The sequence below is a fragment of the Bradyrhizobium sp. S3.12.5 genome (assembly GCF_040548225.1).
GTDB classification, from domain to species: Bacteria; Pseudomonadota; Alphaproteobacteria; order Rhizobiales; family Xanthobacteraceae; genus Bradyrhizobium; species Bradyrhizobium cytisi.
Genome location: NZ_JBEPRF010000039.1, coordinates 1 through 18,536, shown reverse-complemented (window position 1 = coordinate 18,536; position 18,536 = coordinate 1). Strand labels below are relative to the sequence as shown.

Genomic DNA, 18,536 nt, shown 5'->3' with positions numbered 1-18,536 from the left:
GATCACTCATGCCACTCACCCCCGAAGAGCTTTCCCATCAGAGCCAACTGAAATCTGCGCTTCAGGCCGAGAAGAACGCGCACAAGCTGGAAAATCTCGCGGCCGGACTTGTGGGCCGGCTGCTCGGCATTTCGATTGCGGTGGCCAAGTCAGGTTTTCAACATGGTGGCGATGCGGGCGCGGTCGGCCAGCAGGATCGCCGGTTCCGCTTGGAGTGCAAGAAATATGGCGACGATACCAGCCTGAGCGATCGCGAACTCCTTGGCGAAATCGATCACGCGCTGGCACGCGACGAGGCGCTGGAAGCATGGGTCCTGATTGCGACGCGCAGCGTTCCCGAGCAGCTCGCCCAGGACCTGGTGCAAAAGGGCGAACGGCTTGGCATTCCCGTTATCGTCATCGACTGGAACGACCATGAGCCCGCGCCGCTCGCTGCCTTGTGCGCATTTGGCCCGGATCTCGTGCAAGCCGAGTTCTCCCAAGAAGCTGGCAATCATGCACGTCACCTGCAACCTACCATGGGTGAGGCCATCGCTAGCCTGCGCCGAAATCTGCAGGTCTGGTCCCTGGGCTTCGAAAGCCTGCGATCCGAATCGCACCGCAAGCTGCGGGACATCTGGACCTCGCATCGCGTTTCGAACGCCGAACTGGGGCAGGATGCAGCAGGAGGTGCTCAGCAAAAGAGGGTTCGGCGCCAGCGGGTTCATGATGCGCTGGATGCCTGGTGGCGGGGTGCTGCCGTTAGCGACGCGCCGGCGGCGATTATCGGGTGGGACGGCGTCGGGAAGACGTGGGCCGCGCTCGATTGGCTGACCGACCGGGTTCGCGAACAGCCGATTGTCCTCACCGTTCCCTCCTCCGCGCTTGCCGGTCTGACCGGGATCTCGGAATCGACCATCAAGCGTTTTTTGGCCGAGCGGCTCTGCGAGCTTACCGGAACGCGCGATCCCGAGCATTGGTTGCGTCGTCTTGCCTATCTGCTCAAACGGCCGAGGGAAGAGGGGCCCGTTCTTACCGTGCTGTTCGACGGCCTCAATCAGGAGCCCTCGGTTCCTTGGCTGACGCTCCTCAAGGCCATCCAGGGCGTGGCCTTCGAGGGGCGGGTACGCGTGATCATCAGCACGCGCAGATATCATTTTGAAGACAAGCTCTCGGGTCTTCGCGGGCTTGTCGTTGCGGCAGCACCCGTCGCCGTCGACGTCTATGATACTGCTTCAGGCGGCGAGCTCGACCAGATGCTCGCTTTCGAGAAACTTGCTCAGACAGATTTACATCCCGACCTCATCGAACTTGCCCGCACCCCGCGCTTGTTCAAGCTTGTCATCCGCTTTCGCGATCGGCTCGTGGAGGCAGGCCAGGTCACCGTCCATCGGCTGTTGTGGGAATATGGGCGCGACACCTTCGGTGATCGCGCCGGCAAATCCTTCAGCGAAAATGAGTGGCGTGCATGGCTAGCTGAAGTCGCCGGACGCTACCGCGGCGGTATTCAGGAATTCTCGCTCAAGAGTCTCGGCGAAACGGCAAGCCGGCCCGATCTCTCCGAGCGGGAGGTGTATGCCCGGCTGAGCGACATCATTGACGGTCGCTTTGCACGGCCGGGACCCTCGGGCGCAATGCAGCTCAGTCCGACCGTCGTTGCTCACGCGCTCGGGGCCGCGCTGCTTGCACATCTCGATGCAATGGATGGTGCGACCTTCGCTGCGGCCGAAGCCGAGGTCACGCAATGGCTGGATCCGATCGCCGGCCTTGATCAGCGCGCAGAAATTCTCCGCGCGGCCGTCTCGATCCTTGTCGAACGGGGAGGCCCGTTCACAACGCGCATCGGAGGTGTTCTTGTCGCGGCGTGGCTGCAAACCCAGAACGTCACCGATAGCCACCGCCGAGAGCTTGCGAGCCTGGCACCGAGCATTCCAGCCGCCCTTCTCGATGCCGTGGAACAATCGGACGCGCACGCACAGGCATCCGCGCGAATGTGGGCGGTCAACGCGCTTCGTGCCATCCCGCGAACCGAAGGCGCGCAATTGAGCGCGATCGTGGCGCGGGTCCGTGCCTGGTTCTTGATCGTATCGCGCGAAATTGACAACAGGCCGGACGCAAACGCCGATTTCGAACGGCGTCGTTCGGAGCGTTACCGCGGCCGTGTCGGGATCGATTCATCCGGGCCATTGACGGTGCTGGGCGTTACGCTTCGTTTTGTCGACCGCGACGATGGCAGGCTGCAGGCCGCGGCGCCTTCGATTCTCGAAGGGTTCCCTCTATCGAAGATCATGCCGTGTTTCGAAACCATCACGGTTGCTTCGGCGGTTCGCGGACACGCCGATGGCTGGCAGGGCCTGAAATGGCTTTGCTACTTGAATGAGCTCGATCCCGAACCCACAGCTGTTGCCCTGCGCGGCCTGTCCGGAGATATCCGCTCGCGCGTGCCCGAATCCGGCATTCATCCGCAGCTTCCTGCACGGGCCGCGGCGCTCCTGCTCTGGCTCAGCGGACAGGAAGCTGACGAGGAATGCGCCGCTAGTCTCGACCCGGACATCGACCGGCACTACACCTACGAGAAAGACTACTTGCCGAACCCGAGCCGGAGTTTCTTTGCGCTTGAACGGCGGCACGCGCATGTTGCGCTTGAGGACAAGGAGCTGCCTCTCCATACCCGGTTGCAGCGTACGGGCGAGCTGTGGCTTGATCCAACCTTTCAGCCGTCAACCGGATTCGTCGAGGAATTGCGTTCCGCCGCTGCCGACTTCGACGTGGCGAAGCTCCACCGCCAGATGGGACGTATGCCGGAAGAATTGTTCTTCGAACAACTCCAACCGGCACTCGCGCGATGCGCTCCGGACGCTCTCGCCGATTTGCTACGCCGCAAAATGGAAAGCTTCGCGTCCTGTCCGGCGGAGTCACGCTATTGGAGCGCCATTCACGCCACCGAGGCTTTCATCCTGGCGGGGACGGCGGAGGCGCAGGCAGCTCAGGCCTTGCGCCTGAGCGCGCACGAGACAGACGAGAATAATGATGCGATCGCGGCCAGCGAGCTGCTCAAGATCGAACTGCAGTCCCTTGATGATGTACAAACTCAGTACGATAGGCTCATTGCGGCCGATCTCAAATTCATTCCTGCCGATTTTGCCGAGGTCATGCGAACTCCGTCCTCGGCGGACGTTGACACCCTGATTGCGCGGTACGGCGCGGCGCCTGCCAAGCAGCGGCGTGATCTCGTCGTACTCTTGTCGGTTCACCCGGGCGGCTTTAGCGACAGCGCTTGGTCGTGGCTGATAAGTTTGATCGACCAGCCCGATCATGAGCTGGAAGGCGTGCTGTTTCGCATGCTGACGCTGGCCGATGCCGCTCGGTTTGGGCGATATCTTGCCGCAAAGGCCTGGGGCTGGAGCCCGTCGGCTGATGTCTGGGTCAACCACTATGGCTCTGGCGCACTTATCAGGGCCGAATCGGCTTTGCCTTTTGACCAGTTGGGGCCGCGGCTTGCGCCGTGGCGCCTGCTGGAAGCGGCTCGCGTCCGCGGCGCCGATCCTACTGAGGTGCGGCTTGCTGCCGAGATCTTCGGTCACGTGCTTGCCGCCAATAAAGTCGCAGAACCGGACCCTGGTTCGACACTCACGGTCGACCGGACGGAGAAGAGATTCACACCGTTCTTCGTTTTCGTGCAGCTGAGGCCAGATCCGCAGGACCGAAGTAGCCCAGCAGCGATCCGCGCTGCGCTCGATGCCGATGCGCGCATCAAGGCTCACCAACGTGCGGTAGAGACCGCAACAGCCCGCATCGAGGAAGCAAGGCAATCAGGAGCGAGCCTCTATCTCACCAATATTGATGCCGTCGATCTGGTTCCTGTGATGCAGCATGCATCCGACATGATCGATCGCTGGCTGGAAGGCTCGGACGACATCGATACGGATTTCCGCAGACGCGTGCGCCTTGCGGAGACTGCGTTCCTTGCGCTCTGTGAGGCGCTGCTCATTCAAGATCCCACGCGCGGTGTCGCGCTGTGGCGCGCACTGCGCAGGACCGTGACAACACGCTACATCGGTCCGGCTGGTGTGGACGAGATACTGCATGTCGTGTTTCGCGTTCCCGATTCGGCGCCCGTCGCCGCGCTTCGGGAGGAACTTGTAAGCCTGCCGTGCTGCCATTCAGATCAAAATCTCTTCGATGTCGCTTTGGCGGCGTCGTACAATGGCAAGGCCGCCTGGATCGCCCATATTGCGGCTGCAGATCATGCCTCGTCGCTGGCTTGGCGGCAGCGACGTGGCGCCCTCCTGGACGGGCTCGGCACCGGTTATGCGCTCCCTGTCCCGGACGCCTGGCCCGAAGGCCAGATGCGCACGGATAGTGCCGATCTGCGCGCCAAGGCCGCGCGACTGCGCTGGCGTGAAGCCTGCGCCCATCATTGGTGGCAGATTTATCTCGCAGCTCAGGATGCGGTGGAGGCTTATGCCGCTTGGGTCCTGTTTCTGCGCTCGGCGGACGCGCGTGCCTGGACTTGGATGCGTGATGGCGCGCAACGACAAGCCAGCAGTGACGGCTTCGTTGCCCTTAAACTCGCACACGTGCAGCTCAACCGGGCGGAATTAAAGCGCGCGATGGACAGGACCCTGGAGAGACGTGATAGGACGTTTCTCGATCACGACATCGTGGAAGGCATCGGGCCTTGGGCGAAAGCAACCAACCCCGTCTAGTCAATCCACAAGTGTGATAGCCGATCACCGCCTTTGGCATTCGGGCCTGGCGCGGTTTGGGCGACTCACGCTACCCCTTCATTCCCAACCGCCTCAATGCACATTGGGAATGAAATGGTTGCAGCTATCCGTGAACTGCCGGCTTCTGGTTATGCGCTTGAAGTGGACGGCCGACTCAAGTGCGAATTTGCAACAGAGAGGGCGCAAGAGCTGGTGGAGAAGAACTCAAGAGGCGTTTCCCATGCTTCAGATCAGGATCTATGAGGCGCGAACGCATGCGCGCGAGGAAATCTAGATCCACGAGCTCAAGCCTTGGCGGCTTCTTCCGCTTGCGCCCGTGCGGCTTCCGCCGCATCGGGCTCACCGGGGTGGCATGAGAAGAAGAGATTGCTGCGAGGCACTTCATGGCGCCGGCTGTCGTGAAGCAGCGACTTCGACTGGCCTCGGTTTCAAACAAGCTGCACGAGATCTATGCCGAGGACGGCATGACGCTCGAGCAACTCATGGCGTTCTCGGTGACTGCCGATCATACGCGCCAAGAGCAAATCTGGGAGCAGGTCAACCGTTCGGGTTACATGGTCACGGCGCAAACCCGGCCGGATCTTCCTTGACGCCGCGGGCGACGATTTTGAGCGACCCGTCCAAAAGCGGCCACTGCAGCTTCAAGGCCTCGTCTGGAGGAGCCGCCATCCAGGTCTCCACTTCGTCCGGCGTCGTCAGGATCACCGGCATCGCCTTCGGATGGATGGCGCCGATCTCTGCATTCGGCTCTGTCGTGAGGAACGCGAAGATGTCGTTGGTCGTCTCGCCTTCCTTGAGGACCACGGCTGGATGCGGGGCCGCGCAGATCCGCACGCCCGCGAGCGGGCGTTCGAAATCGCTCGCCTGGATCCACCATGCCGCAACGGCGTAACGCAAATTGTTGAAAGCGATTGAATTACTATCTTGCGGCTAGGTTGTCCGTAAGTAGAATCGATATGTCGACCTAAGCAATCTTGACGGTATCGCAGTTGCATTCGACTATTATCAAGCCCTGTTGGATCTCGATCGCGGATACGCGGCTAATAGAAATCTTGAAACGGCTCGAATTTACGGCGGCTTTGCCGGAGGCGGCGGAATTGGTGCTGGGCTGGGCGCGACGCCTGTAGCGGGGCTCGAAGGTGAAGGCGTTACATCGTGCAGAGTGTGGACACCGGCGGCAACGAGAGCTCCGATCAATAGTCCATAGACAACAACCAGTACGCCGCGGGTCTCCCGATAGTTCTTCATCGCTTGTTCGATCGGCGTTTCAGCGATTTCTTCCCGCTCGCGAACGGAGATGTAACTAAAAAGACTTTGCATCCAGCTCCGTCGGGACGAGGCTTGGCTTTGGAAGAACGCGCCATTGATCCGCCACTGCAACGCGAACGACAGACCGATGAATACGGCGGCCGCAAAGTAGAATAAGGAAGAGATGAGAGAACCCGGTGTCTTGGCCGCATCACCCAGGATCTTCAGTATAAAAGGCGCTGCCGAGACGGCCAGGTCACGCCAGAGCGTAGCCGCAAGATCCTGCGCCCGTTGTGCTACCTTCTGAGTTTCATCAATCACGGTCTTGCGGAGATCGGCGAGTGCCTTCAGAGTCTCGCGGCTCGATGATTGGACGTGAGCTTCATAGGCAGCTTTGGCCGCCTCAAGCGCCTGCTCCAATGTCGTGGCGAGATCTTGCTGAGGACGGCTCGCCCGAGCCAACTCGCCGGAAAAGAGCAGGTGGCGTGCCTCGACATCTGTCCCCGAAAGAAATACCCAGTTGGCGGATTCAGTCAATCGAGAACGAGCGCCGGGCAGGGCAGGATCATCGGCTCTAATGCGATAGATCGGAGGCGTCGCTGCCGCTTGCAGCCAGACCTGGCCATCCTCGAGCCAGGCGCGGGAGACGAGACCACCCAACAATCTGCGGGCAGAAACCGTTTCCCAAGCTTGATACGCCGGCGATGAAACCGCTGGCGCGGCCAATAACAGCCAGGGACTGAGATCGGTAACGATTTCACGGTCGGGGACAAAGTCACGAACATAGCGAGTCGGGTCGATAGGCCCAAGCAAAGGCTCCGTTGGCGGTGGCGTTTGCGCGAAATCCCATGAAACGAACTCCAATCCTCGTGCGCGAAATGCCTGAGTGGAATTCAAGTCGGCGATCGCGAGGCGCGGGAGCACAGTCCGTTGCACCAAATAATGTGGGATGTCGGACTGGAAGATAAAGAAGGCGCAGCCGTCGGCAGTTGGCTTTCCGAGCGTGATCACGATCTCGCGCGTCGAATCAAAGATATCACCCGTAACGAGATCACCACCGAGAGCTGGATTATAGACTTGCAATGACGAGAACGGCGGTGGGACGTCGTCGACGAACCCGAGCCAGGCGACCTGCGCATCGACAGACGGCAGCCGCCCTCGCAACACAAGGGCGTCAATACGTTCGTCCGCCACGGCGCCGTTCGCGACAAGCTCACGTACGCGTTCGACCAGATGTGTTGAGCTCGAAGTCATCGAGTGTGATCTTGTCCCTAATGATGATCTCGCCCTTGTCGCGGTTCACCGAAATGACTGAAGACATCAAACCGACAGGGAAGGTCAATTTGACCCCGCTTGCCGTCTCGACGCGACGGTTCTTGGGCGCCTGAATTGCGTTCTTTTGGAGCACGAACGATTCGCCCGCCATTCCTTCGCGCTTCAGCTTTGCCTTGAAGTCTGTCAGCACGGGGCTATCATCAGGCAGCGGCCCGAAAATGCTCTTCAGCCAATTTTCAGCACTTTCGCCGTCGACGGAACCGCCGGACTGGCTGGCGTCGTAGAGGCGTTGCGCCAGATTTTTCATCGCGTCCTGCGGAAGTATGTCTTTGTGCTTGTGCGCAATGTTGCGCGTGATCTCGACGATTGTCCTTGTCAACTCCTCTTCCGTTCGCTGGCGTCGCACGAGCAAGAACTGTTCGAAATAGGCTGCAGGCCGCTGCGGATTTTGACGATCGACAACGCAGATTTCGTCGCGCTCTTTGCCCAACTTGATGAGCGCGGCTTTCTGCAGGGCGTTGCGGTTCTGGACAAAAGTCCGCTCAATCTCGCCGAAGGTCGGCTTCGGCTTCCCCGAACGCCCGCGACTGACGTCGTAGTCGTAACTGAGAACCTTTTCGTCCTCGAATTTCAGAAGCGCAAACAACCGGCCACCTGAACAAGACAGCGAGAAGATCAAGAAGGCGCCGACAGCCGTGCTGCCTCCATGAGCTTCATTGAACGCTGTTGCGAGTTTCTCGCTCTCTTCCTGGAAAGTTGCCCTGTCCCGGCTGATCCGAGCCAGTTGCGCCCGCACCGCCGCGTCCGCGAGGAATTCGTATCGGTTTCCGCTGTTGACCGATCGGACGCGGCCCAGGAAAAAAGATGCGTGTCGACCGGCGTCGAACGCCGTTAGTAGCTGAAAATGTTCCTCTCCCGGGCCGACAATATGAAAAACGCTCTGATCAATGCGCAGGCTTTCGAGTTCCTGCTCAGTAAGGAAGGCCATTCACCACCATAGAACAAAAGGAGAACATTTGCGATCGCGCCGCTTTTTATTCCAAAATCTACGTCGTGTTCCGTTAAGAATCCTGCATCTTGTTAAGAATTCCACCCCGACTTGTGGTCGCGGGGCCCTGCGTTGGACGGTTCAAAGAGGGCCGGCCGCCCCACTTGGGTTGCTGCTTATCCACTCGGGTTGAGGCGGGGTTGAGGGAACATCAACGCTATGTGCGTGAAGACTTTTCACGTTTATCGTATGGCGCGAGTGTTTTTCGCTGTATATGAGGTGTTTTCGGCTGGAAGGGCTAAATTGAGAGTGAAATTCACGACCGAGAACGTTTTTCACGGATTTGGGACAATGGAAATAGAGTTTTCAGGGCCCGTGAGTGTTTTTCATGACCGGAGGCTGCCGGAGGTGGCAACTCCTGTTGGCTATGCTGCGCTGATTGACGCCTACAACCTATCCGTCCCCGTCCCGCGCATGCTTTCGGCCATCGGAACAAAGCACCGGATCATTGAGCAAGGGGGATGGCGCATCTATACGCCACGCCATGCGCCGGACGCGACGCTTGAGGGACATCTCACCTTCGCTCTCAAGAATGAAGGACTCGATCTTGCAATCCTGAAGCGGCTTTTCCTCGCCGTGAACGAGGATCAGCGGTTTGCCGCGCTCACCTTGTGCGTCACCCATAGTCAGCTCCTTTGGTTGCCAAGTTTCTCAGACATCAACCCGCCCTTGATGTCGTCAAGAAGATGCTAGTGTGGCTGGCCGATCCAGGTACAAAGGTAGTCCATGTGAACCAATCGCTCCTCTCTCTTCAGAGCTGGCGATTGTGGAAAGGTTTGCTGTGGCCTTTGCTCCGCCGGGCAATACGGATCGCGCGCAAGCATGGTCGTGCCGCCCGTGTTGTGCCGACGATACAGATATGACCTGGCCACGCATCCCCCGCCGCATTTGGCGAGCAACGAGCACCCGCTGCATCCCTCGACTAGGTCCGGATTTGCGTTGCGCTGCCTGAACACCCGAAATTGCGGGCTGGAAATGATCTCCGACAGCTCATTCGTCAGCAGATCGAATTCCGATTTGTAGTCATGTAGATAGACGCAAGGACTCACATGCACCTTGCCGTCTGGCGAGATCGAGTGGATTCTGAATGACGTTCGTCCGCAGGGACATCGCCGAGCCTCCGAGGTGTTGGTCACCGCCGCGATGGGTGGTTCGCCCAGGTCGACGGGATCGCACAACTCCATCAGCCGGGCGAAACCGGCATAGTACATGCTCGGCGGAAGCGCGATCCTCATATGCGCGGGCTCGGTCGGCTTGATCGGGTTGATCCGGACGTTGGCGTCGTGCGATTTCGCCAACTTGACGAGTGCTTCAATGTGCCCGATGGAGAAGTTCCAGTTCATCGCCGCCATGATGCAAGCCCGCGAGATGCCCTCGCGGCGGCAGATATCGAGCGCCTCCACAGCTTGCCGAAAGATGCTAGCTCCCCGATTTTCATTGTGTTCGTCTTCGAACGGCGAGTCGAACGAGATGTCGCAATCGTTCAACAGGCGAAATTCCCGATAGTGATCCTTGTACAACCGCACCAACGATATGCCGCTGGTCGTGAGGCCCACCAGGATGTCCTCGTCCGCGAGCCTCCTGATGATGTAGGGCAGCAAGGTCGCCTTGGGGTTCGACCCGTTGGTGAAGAGCGGTTCATTTCCGCCGAGATTGACCGTTTCAACGCTGTGCTTCTTCAATTGATCGACTATCCGATCGATCATCTCGACGGTAAGGTCGCTCCCCTTCTCCCTAGCATTCATGCTGTAGCAGTGCGTACAGCGATATGGACAATCGTTCCCCAGCGTCCAGCCGATATTCTTGATCGCAACCTCGCACTCGGGCAGGTCGCCGAACTCCTGCACCGGGCCCACGTTGAGCTTATAGTGTTCGAGCCGGTCGAAGCTGATCGCGAATGGCTTTGACATTTTTAGACTTCTCATCCGAAGAAAGGATTGGCGTCGGCGTCATACACCAGCCCGGCCGACGCGTAGGCGTGGTCAACCCGTGTCGCCAGCGTCTGGTATTTGATCTTGTTCCCTGCGACCTGAGCGTCAACAAGGCCATCGACGTCATGCTCACCCGACTCAACGGCGTCCAGGAGGAGTTCCATGAAGGCGAGGTCGTGCCGCCGCAGTTCGGTCGCAAGCGCGTGGAATTCGACCAGTTCCTCGTCCTCGAGTGCCTTTGGCGCACTGATGGCGTCGATCGCTTTGTCGTAAAGGCGAAGATGGCTCTTGTGCCACCGCTTTAGGCCCGTATAGGCCTGAACCACTTCTTCGGCGGCCAGACGATAGTTTCGGTTGCCAGTCCCATCCTCGTTGGCGCCGATCAGATTTCGTTTTCGCAGCAGCCTCGTGAACGGCGTTCCTTCGGCCGCATACATCTCGGAGAAAATTCCCTTGCTGATCGTCCAAACGTAGTCCGACATGCGACGGTGATTTTCCCGCAACTCTTCCATCGTCGTGCCGTGATCAAAGAGAATGTGCCCGGCTTGCACGTAGATGCCGTGTCTCTTGAAGACATCAAGGGCTTGCAGGTTTTGATCAACGCTTGCACTCTTCGCCATCCTCTTCAATGCGGATTCCGAATAATTCTCGATACCGCACGAAAACGCGAAGAAGCCCGCCCGCTTGAGCTGCCTAATTGCCTCGTCGGTCACGCGATCCGCTCTGATCGAACCTCGCAAGCGCACGCGCAGGCCTCGCGATTGAATATCGTCGGCAAGTTCACGGCACCACAGCTCGTCTCGAGGCGGCTCAATAAGGCTGTCGTCGATGACTTTGAAACACGTCGCCCCAAGGCGGCTAACCTGCTCCAACTCGTCGACGAAGTTTTCGATCGAACGCTGCCTCCAATGCGAACCATCCGATACCTTCGCAAAGGCAACGATCGAGCAGAACGTGCAGTGGGCCGCGCAGCCGCGTGACGAAAGCACGTGCACAGCGCTCCGCCGCTCAAGTGAGGCGCGGATCGTGTCGCGGCTAGGAAAAGGTATGGCGTCAAGGTTCGCGGCCGCTGGCCTGAGCCCGTTACGAACGATCTTTCCGCCGTGTTTGTAGCTGATGCCTGAAATGTCGGAGAGGTCCAGTTTACCGAATGCGAAGTGCTCGCTCAACTCGCAGACAGTTTCTTCGGCCTCGCCGAGGGCCACGACGTCGAACCCAGCGTTCAGGAACTCATCAGGGTGAAAGGTCGGCCCGTAGCCGCCGGCGATCGTCGGGGTTTGTAGACCACGCTGACGAAGCAGCTGCATGACTTCGATTGCCCGAGCCATATTGGATCGGTAGCAGGAAAATCCGATCCACAGCGGAACCGGCAGCCGGGCTATCGAATCTGTGATCTCGTCACTCGTCAGACCGCCCAGCCAACCGTCGATGATTTGGACATTCGCCCCCTTGCTTCTGAGAATACTCGCCAGGTAACCGAGCCCCAAATTTTCCTCGGCGGTACGGTGCGTGATCGGCGCTGGCGTAGCCAGAACTATCGGCGGAATACCGCGTAAGGGTAAAGCTGCCTCGCGCAACGCGAACCTCTCGGTATTGCTTGTGACCTAGTTCGCGGTGCGGGTTACTTCATAATCGCTTCGGCCTCTGCACGAAACGCGTCGCGCGAGCCATCTCGTGAATAGAACATGTGGCCGCCTGGAAAGACTACGAGTTTGACGCGCGGTGCTGAGGCAAATGGCGGCAATTGGTCGAGCACAATCTGTGACCCGAGATAAGGCGTGGCGAGGTCAAACAGGCCGTGCCCGACTAGTAATTTCATCTTCGGGTCCGTTGCGAGAATCTGGCGCAGCTCCGACAGCGACTCCAGAGGCCCGCGGCCGTAATCCCAAGCCTGCCCGACCGCGCCGTTGACTAGCTCATAGGAGCCGTCCGGTCGCCAGTTTAGCTTGCGCGTAAGGAGATCGACAGTGGCGCTGGCCAGAGGTGCGAGCAGCCTGTCGCTCGACGGATCGCCGGAAAGATAGAAATCCGAGTCCGGATACGGATCGAGGCCGCGCACTGAAGCGTCATACCTGCCGATTAAGTTGCCGTTCTTACGATCGAACTCACGGCGAAACGCCGCGAGGTCGAAGCGGCCCGCGAGCCTGCGACTCACCGCCTGATCGATGCCGGTCAGCGCCGCGACCTTGTCGGCCAGACGCGTGGTCGCTTCCTTGTCCGCCTGACCTTTGATGAGGTCGATCAGAAACTCTCCGCGTGCATAAGCTTCCACGTCGGCGAGATCGGCTCGCTTTACCGGACCCTCGGCTTCACGCTGGGTCGCGACATAGCTCGGCAGTGTTGCGATGTATTGCAGCAGGCCAGTGCGGGCATATTGGCCGTAGTCGAAGATTGGCGAGACCATTATCAGGCCCTTGACGCCTATGCCCTGCCGCATCTGCAACTGGTGCACAACCTTTGGCCCGCGAATGCCCCCATAGCTTTCACCCACGATGTATTTCGGCGACAACAGCCGGTCATGCTTTTCGAGCCAGCGACGGACCACCAGCGCGAGCGCGTTCACGTCGCCCTCAACGGAAAAGAGCCGCTTGCGCACATCATCGCCGGTCCCCACGAAGCGGCTATAGCCTGTGCCTACGGGGTCGATAAACACCAAATCGGTGAAATCGAGCCAAGTCTCCGCGTTTGGCCTCACCTCCGGAAAAGTGGATGGCGTGACCTCGTCTGCATTGATCGGCAGCCGCCACGGTCCGGCATTGCCGAGCTGCAGCCAGGCCGATGATGAGCCCGGTCCTCCGTTGAAGAAGAACGTTACCGGGCGCGTGCCGCGATCGGTGCCGTCAAGCTGATAGGAGGTATAGACGATGTCGGCCTCCGGCTCGCCCTTCTCGTCGAACAGGCGGATGGAGCCGGCCGTCGCGATGAAAGAGAGCGTTCGCCCAGGAAGATCAAGCGTTTGCCTGGTGCTGGAGTCCGGCGGCAGGCGATGCTGCTCGGCCGCCGACGGCGTACTCGGCGCTTGGCCGGCGCGTTCGCCGGGGCCGCCGTTCTGGCCGGCCGGCGTTGTGGCATTGGCGCGCGGCGGCGGATTGTCTGCCCGCGCGCTCTCCATGATCCCGCAGGCAAAAAGGATCAACGCAAGAGAGGTGCTGCGCAGTGCGGTCGACGACATAGAGGTTCTCCTGTGCAGGGTCTGCACTGTTGGTGCGCGAGGCGTGTCTGTCAAAACGACCTAGTCACTAGCCCATGCGTGGGAACAACAAACCTACTAGAGTCAGCAGTTGTCACCGTCGGCGGGTGCAGATCATATGCCCCCACCATCGCCAATCGCCCCGCTTGGCGGCTTGACCGCTGATCAGCTCAACGCGCTCGGCCTTCACGGCATGGCCAAGGCCTTCGTCGACATCGCAAGTCCCGCTTGATGCCGCGGGAACTGCTTCAGTTTTTGAGGGATCTCCGACAGCGATTTCTCAAAATTCTGGAAATACGCGTCTCGCGATGATGAATACTGGACCAAGTCGCGAAGTTCGAAAACCCGTGGAAGCTCCCGTCGATACACGTTTATCCTCCCCCACACCAAAGGGCGGCGACCACAGCGAAAATCGCGGCGCCCGCGAAACTCTTAATGACTGCTGACGTAGCCTTGCTCTGATTGTAGGTGATTCAACAGATCGGCCAGGTCGTCGGCGTCTTCCAGGGGAAGGCCATTTTGGGCGACGTCATTGATCAGCGCAGCAAAACCAGTGCGGATGTCGTAGACCGTCCAGCCATTCGTCTCGGATCGAATATCGTATCGTACAGTCATTCCTCATCATGAGACGCGGCATGGTTGTTTTCAAAATTCATGTTTGAGGGTTCAATCCAGTCGAGCGGAACTGTTCGAGCCGGATCAACAATCTGACAGGCCGTTCGATCGCTTCCAGATGGCGGTGGACTTGTCGGGGAAGGGACTTGACGTTTGCCGTGGTTGGGAGTGCGCCGTGGTCGAGCCGCCCCCACAGAGGGCTCTTCCAGCTGGCGAGGTCTCCTCGTGACAAGCGATGGCTTGCCAAAACAGTGGTTCTGCTCTCGTGACACTAGCGACACAGTTCAATGACACTCCAACCGAATAGCTTATTCCTGATTGGTACCTCGCATGTCGGGAAGTCGACCTGTGCGCATCGCATCGGCCTGGCCACCGGCTTGCCAGTGATTTCGACCGACATGTTAGGGCTTCATCCCAGGGCGACCTTGGACCGGCGTGCCTGACGCCGTAGTAGAATTCTATCATCGTCTATCGAATGACACGATCCATTCGGTTCTCCGGGTGCATCATGAGAATACGCGGCCAATCATTCGGGAGAAGATCAGAGCGCAACCCAAATGGAAGATGGTTTTATATTTGAAAGTGCTGCGCTTCGCCCTGAATACCTAGGTGACTGGGAGACCGGCGATGCTCTGGTTGTGTGTCCACGTTGAAGATCCCGTCCTGCGCGAGCGTATCGTGCATGGGAGCCGGTATTCGGAGCAAGGCGAACAAGTGAAAGCCGCAATAGAGAAGTTCGTGGAACGCTCGCTGCGCGAAAACACAGCCTTGGCTGAAGCTGCCAAGGCGCACGGCGTACCGCGAATTGACGTCACTAATCCCGAAAACGCCGATCCTTCAACTAAGGAGTTGTTATCGCGTCTTGTCGGCTCGTCGGACCCATCATGAGGTATGAGTCGGCTGATGCCATCGGCCGGAGAAAACTGCATGCGCATGTACTACCAGGTGGACGCTTTCGCAGAGGGACTTTTCGCCCGCAATCCCGCAGCCGTTCTCGTTCCTTGACGGATGGCGAAGCTCCAATTGATCGTCCGACAAGTGCGCCATTCCAGTCTACTCTTCCGATAAGAGTTCCATGCTCCCGCATATCTGCTCTGCTCATTGCATGTCGGCTGTGGCAGGCGTTGCCTTCGTGATATCGAAGCCCGCCTTTAGGGGGCAGGCCGGCATGGAACAGGAATTGCGAGCGACGGTTGAGCGGGCGATTGTCGAGGCGGTTCGCGTTCACGAACCGCCTCGCCGCTCATCAATCATAGACGCTTCGTCGACACCCGGCGCATGCGGGAGTTGGCGCAGCCCTTGGCGGGTGATCTTCCTCCCTTCGCCTTCATTCAGACCCCGCAGCCATCGCTCCGGCCCCACCCAAGAGCTTTACGTTGAGGCGGCCGCCGCTGAAAAGCATGTCGTCGAGCGCTTCCTCGATGTCAGCTGTGGTCACTGAGTTTCCGCCGTCACGAGTGATGCATGATTGAGCAATGCGTCGCATCAGCTCCTTAATGAAAGCGGCGCTGACGCCCTCAGTGCGGCGTACCGTCTCGGCTACGATCTCCGCCTCAAGCAGCAGGCCCTTGCCATAAAGCCGGATCAGCTTGTCGCGGCCCGTCGTATCAGGCAGCGGCATCTCGATCGCCTGGTCGATGCGGCCGGGGCGACCGGCCAGGGCGCTCTCGAGTTGCTCGGGGCGGTTGGTGGTGAGCACGAAGAGGATATCAGCGTCGTCCTTCAAGCCGTCCATTTCATTTAGGAGCTTGTTCAGCACGGCCTCCTCACATGTTGTCAAGTCTTCGCGCTTGCTGGCGATCAGATCGACATCCTCGATCACCACCATGGTAGGCTGCAGCAGGCGCGCGAGCGCCATATAGGCGCTCAGCTCACCGACCTCTTCGGCGGTGAGGATTAGCGTGGTGTGTCCCGGTAGATTGGTGGCGAGATAGCGGATGGTGTGGGTCTTACCGGTGCCGGGCGGGCCATAGAGCAAGATGCCCTTGCGGGTCGACTGGCCGCATCGGCGGAGTGCGCCGCGCGTGGCGACAAAACTCAACACGTTGCGATCGAGCAATTTGATAGCCTGTTCCCGCAGGATCACGTCCTCGCGCCTCACTGGTGCCAATCGATGCACCATAATGCCTCTTGAGCGGCCGCTGTAATCCGCACCTTTCTCGAATGAGAGGATCTTGCCGCGATAAGAACGTGCCTCGCGTACCGCCCGTTCCAGTTCGTCAAAGCAGCGCTGAACCAAGGCTTCGCCGCCAGACCCCGCAGGGGCAACGATTTCAATCCAGATCCTCGGCTCTTGCTTGAACACTAATTCAGTAGAGAGCACGACGGCATAGAACAATTCGTTCGCCCGGCAAAGCCACAGTCCATTGTACAGGCATTTGACCGGCGCCGTCTCGCCAGTATCAACCTGGTGATATTGCGGCGGCACCAGCGAAATCGCATCCTGTCCACGCCGTTTCATCCGAGCGAATGAAAGCGTCTCGTACCTATCTTCTGCATAGGCGCCGAAGAAGCGGACCGGATCGGCGAATAGCTTATCGATCGCGACCTGAACATCGGCCTGCATGTGGCCCGGGAATTGCCGCACAGTAGTGGCGAGTTCGCTCGGCGGTATATTGGTGAAGTGCCACTCAAGCGCTTCGAAGGCATATTCGAATTGCACGTCGGACAGGTCGGGGCCGTCGGCTTCGCCCGCGGCTTCGCCCGTGATCAGCAGGGGACATCCTTCAGCTCGGATACGCTCTTGCGCCGTCTCGAGGAGCGCCTTTGCGACTGAGGGAGGATAGCGTCCGCAGACGGCCTTGCCATGCTGCAAGACGAGTTTGGCGAGCGCAATGGCATCCCGCTCCTGTTTGTCGAATACCTCGCGCAGCAGGCGTACCACGAAACCGAGAGTCGTCTTGCCGTCATTGTGCAAAAGAAGCTGAATGGGCGCACTGCCTGCGCAGATGTTGTCCACAAAGACCCCCGATGCGTGTTCTAGTTGTTCGGCAGTTTTCGTCATGCAAGTGGTTTCCGATCTAAGCTCATCACCGGACACTTCGGCCGGCTTAGACACGCTATTGCAAATTGCTTGCCGCCGCGTTCCTTATGCTTCATCGGCGGAATCCATAAAGAAGACACGCAAAGCCGCCGCAATCCTTCGAAGACCTTTGTCAGCAACCCTACACGCGCCGCAAAGCCAACAGGGGCGATCTCGAAAAGGTGAGCAATGTCAAGCTCGGGCGCGCTGGCATGCGACCTGCCAATTCCTATGCAAACAACCCAGGCAAAAAGGATAGCCATGATCAATCTGACGGATAGCGCAGTGAATGCGCTCAAGAGCGCGATCTCGGTGCCGGGGATGCTGCTCAACACAATCTTCGGTCCCTTGGTTGTGACCCCGTTGCCTTCACTAGCTCCAAAGCCAGGGACCAATGCGCGAGTCCCGCCGATTCAAGTTGGCGGGAAGGGCCCCAAGGCCAACCGGTCGATCAGTCATTTCGTGGCACCTTTGGCGCTGGAATCTGCCGCGATAAATCTTTCAAGCTCGCGATTGCCGTTCGGCACATCGCACAGCTTTACGCCATCGAAGCCATGGTACGCGGTTCATCGCCGGACATCCGGCTGGCTGCGCGCAGGGAGCACTCGCTGCCCATGGTCGCCGCCTTAAAGCCTTGGTTCGAGAAGCAGCTGTCGATGATCTCCAGCGGTTCGACGCTCGCCGAGGACATCCGCTACGCGCTCAATCACTGCAAGGGCTGACCCGCTTCCTCGAAGACGGGCGCCTCGACCTCGACACCAACCCGGTCGAGAACGCCATCCGGCCAGTCTGCCTGACCAGGAAAAATGCGCTCTTCGCCGGTCATGAGGTCGGAGCCGAAAACTGGGCCTTGCTCGCGTCGATCGTCGCCACCCGCAAGCTCAACGACGTCAACCCGGCTGCCTACATCGCCGAAACACTCGAGGCGATCATCGACGGCCATCCTCTTAGCAGGATCGAAGACCTCATGCCCCGGCGATTCCGCAAATCGTCAAGCCAGCCCCAATAAGGGTCCCGCCCAAGCGCTTACGGTTGGTCGTCGCTCACGGCTGCTACGATTGTCCAACAATGGATCTAGCGTGGGTGGTTCCGACGTTAATTGGTTGGGCAAAGCGTGACCGGTAGGTTCCCGGCACGCCCTGTCGACTTGATCGGTTGGTGGAAGTGGCCCGAAACGCGCGGCTGCGAGGAGACATTCCGCATCAATCGCGCTGCTTTTGAGGAGATGCACTTGGAGGAGGTCACCCCTCGCATGCGTTCGAACGGGCGCACGTCCCGCGCTGGCGGAGTGTGGATCTAGTGCCCAAGCCGCGGCCCGTCGAATAACAGGTCGGCGATTCTTTCCAAATTGCTTACTCACTCGAATGATGGCGGAACTGAAGTTTGAATTTGGGCGCGCAAATCGTAAGCGCGAAGCCGATACCCTTGCTTCAGAATCCGAATGAACGTGCGAAGAAGCCTCCGGCTTGGACGGAGGTTTGGGATGGGATTGGACAGC

General features: G+C 59.3%; 13 protein-coding genes and 2 pseudogenes. 6 read left to right on the top strand and 9 right to left on the bottom strand.

Annotated elements, in window-relative coordinates; all coding sequences use genetic code 11:
- The first annotated feature begins 8 nt into the window (after positions 1–8).
- Positions 9–4,688 carry a hypothetical protein gene (locus tag ABIC09_RS35900; protein ID WP_354112208.1) on the top strand — a complete coding sequence of 1,560 codons (4,680 nt, stop codon included), beginning with the start codon at positions 9–11 and terminating at the stop codon, positions 4,686–4,688.
- Positions 4,689–5,065: 377 nt separating this feature from the next.
- Positions 5,066–5,284 (top strand): annotated as a pseudogene (locus ABIC09_RS35895) (DNA-binding protein); the annotation flags it as partial.
- On the opposite strand, the pseudogene ABIC09_RS35890 reads toward ABIC09_RS35895, so the two are convergent.
- The 3 genes and pseudogenes from ABIC09_RS35890 to ABIC09_RS35880 all read right to left on the bottom strand — a co-directional run.
- Positions 5,268–5,507 (bottom strand): annotated as a pseudogene (locus tag ABIC09_RS35890) (SOS response-associated peptidase); the annotation flags it as partial. The pseudogenes ABIC09_RS35895 and ABIC09_RS35890 sit on opposite strands and share 17 nt — an antisense overlap.
- 270 nt (positions 5,508–5,777) lie before the next feature.
- Complete coding sequence (locus ABIC09_RS35885; RefSeq protein ID WP_354112206.1) at positions 5,778–7,211, bottom strand: hypothetical protein; 1,434 nt, start codon at positions 7,209–7,211, stop codon at positions 5,778–5,780.
- The gene (locus ABIC09_RS35880) at positions 7,171–8,220 is read right to left on the bottom strand and encodes a nucleoid-associated protein (RefSeq protein WP_354112205.1); all 1,050 of its coding nucleotides are present in this window, start codon (positions 8,218–8,220) and stop codon (positions 7,171–7,173) included. The genes ABIC09_RS35885 and ABIC09_RS35880 overlap by 41 nt, the downstream gene beginning before the upstream one ends.
- A 309-nt stretch (positions 8,221–8,529) precedes the next feature.
- On the opposite strand from ABIC09_RS35880, the gene ABIC09_RS35875 reads away from it, so the two are divergent.
- On the top strand, positions 8,530–8,973 hold the full coding sequence (locus ABIC09_RS35875; RefSeq protein ID WP_354112204.1) for a hypothetical protein: 444 nt from the start codon (positions 8,530–8,532) through the stop codon (positions 8,971–8,973).
- On the opposite strand, the gene ABIC09_RS35870 is transcribed toward ABIC09_RS35875, so the two are convergent.
- From ABIC09_RS35870 to ABIC09_RS35855, 4 genes are all read right to left on the bottom strand, one after another.
- Complete coding sequence (locus tag ABIC09_RS35870) at positions 8,970–10,190, bottom strand: radical SAM/SPASM domain-containing protein (protein ID WP_354112203.1); 1,221 nt, start codon at positions 10,188–10,190, stop codon at positions 8,970–8,972. The two genes, ABIC09_RS35875 and ABIC09_RS35870, sit on opposite strands and share 4 nt — an antisense overlap.
- An 11-nt stretch (positions 10,191–10,201) precedes the next feature.
- Positions 10,202–11,788: a B12-binding domain-containing radical SAM protein gene (locus ABIC09_RS35865; RefSeq protein WP_354112202.1), complete on the bottom strand. Its 1,587-nt coding sequence runs from the start codon at positions 11,786–11,788 to the stop codon at positions 10,202–10,204.
- Between the two features lie 44 nt (positions 11,789–11,832).
- On the bottom strand, positions 11,833–13,383 hold the full coding sequence (locus ABIC09_RS35860) for a S10 family peptidase (protein WP_502917733.1): 1,551 nt from the start codon (positions 13,381–13,383) through the stop codon (positions 11,833–11,835).
- 450 nt (positions 13,384–13,833) lie between these two features.
- Positions 13,834–14,016 carry a hypothetical protein gene (locus ABIC09_RS35855; RefSeq protein WP_354112201.1) on the bottom strand — a complete coding sequence of 61 codons (183 nt, stop codon included), beginning with the start codon at positions 14,014–14,016 and terminating at the stop codon, positions 13,834–13,836.
- A gap of 627 nt (positions 14,017–14,643) precedes the next feature.
- Here ABIC09_RS35855 and ABIC09_RS35850 point away from each other — a divergent pair.
- Positions 14,644–14,904, top strand: coding sequence for a hypothetical protein (locus tag ABIC09_RS35850; protein WP_354112200.1), 261 nt, complete (start codon positions 14,644–14,646; stop codon positions 14,902–14,904).
- Positions 14,905–15,343: 439 nt separating this feature from the next.
- Here the strand turns inward: ABIC09_RS35850 and ABIC09_RS35845 are convergent, their stop codons facing one another.
- Complete coding sequence (locus tag ABIC09_RS35845; RefSeq protein ID WP_354112199.1) at positions 15,344–17,020, bottom strand: ATP-dependent Clp protease adaptor ClpS; 1,677 nt, start codon at positions 17,018–17,020, stop codon at positions 15,344–15,346.
- Positions 17,017–17,370: a hypothetical protein gene (locus ABIC09_RS35840; protein ID WP_354112198.1), complete on the bottom strand. Its 354-nt coding sequence runs from the start codon at positions 17,368–17,370 to the stop codon at positions 17,017–17,019. Before ABIC09_RS35840 ends, ABIC09_RS35845 begins: the two co-directional genes overlap by 4 nt.
- 222 nt (positions 17,371–17,592) lie before the next feature.
- Between ABIC09_RS35840 and ABIC09_RS35835 the strand changes: the two genes are divergently transcribed.
- Together ABIC09_RS35835 and ABIC09_RS35830 are read left to right on the top strand one after the other, a co-directional pair.
- On the top strand, positions 17,593–17,760 hold the full coding sequence (locus ABIC09_RS35835) for an IS66 family transposase (protein ID WP_354112197.1): 168 nt from the start codon (positions 17,593–17,595) through the stop codon (positions 17,758–17,760).
- Entirely contained in the window at positions 17,748–18,047 is a 300-nt protein-coding gene (locus tag ABIC09_RS35830) for an IS66 family transposase (RefSeq protein ID WP_354112237.1), read from the top strand. The genes ABIC09_RS35835 and ABIC09_RS35830 overlap by 13 nt, the downstream gene beginning before the upstream one ends.
- Positions 18,048–18,536: the final 489 nt, after the last annotated feature.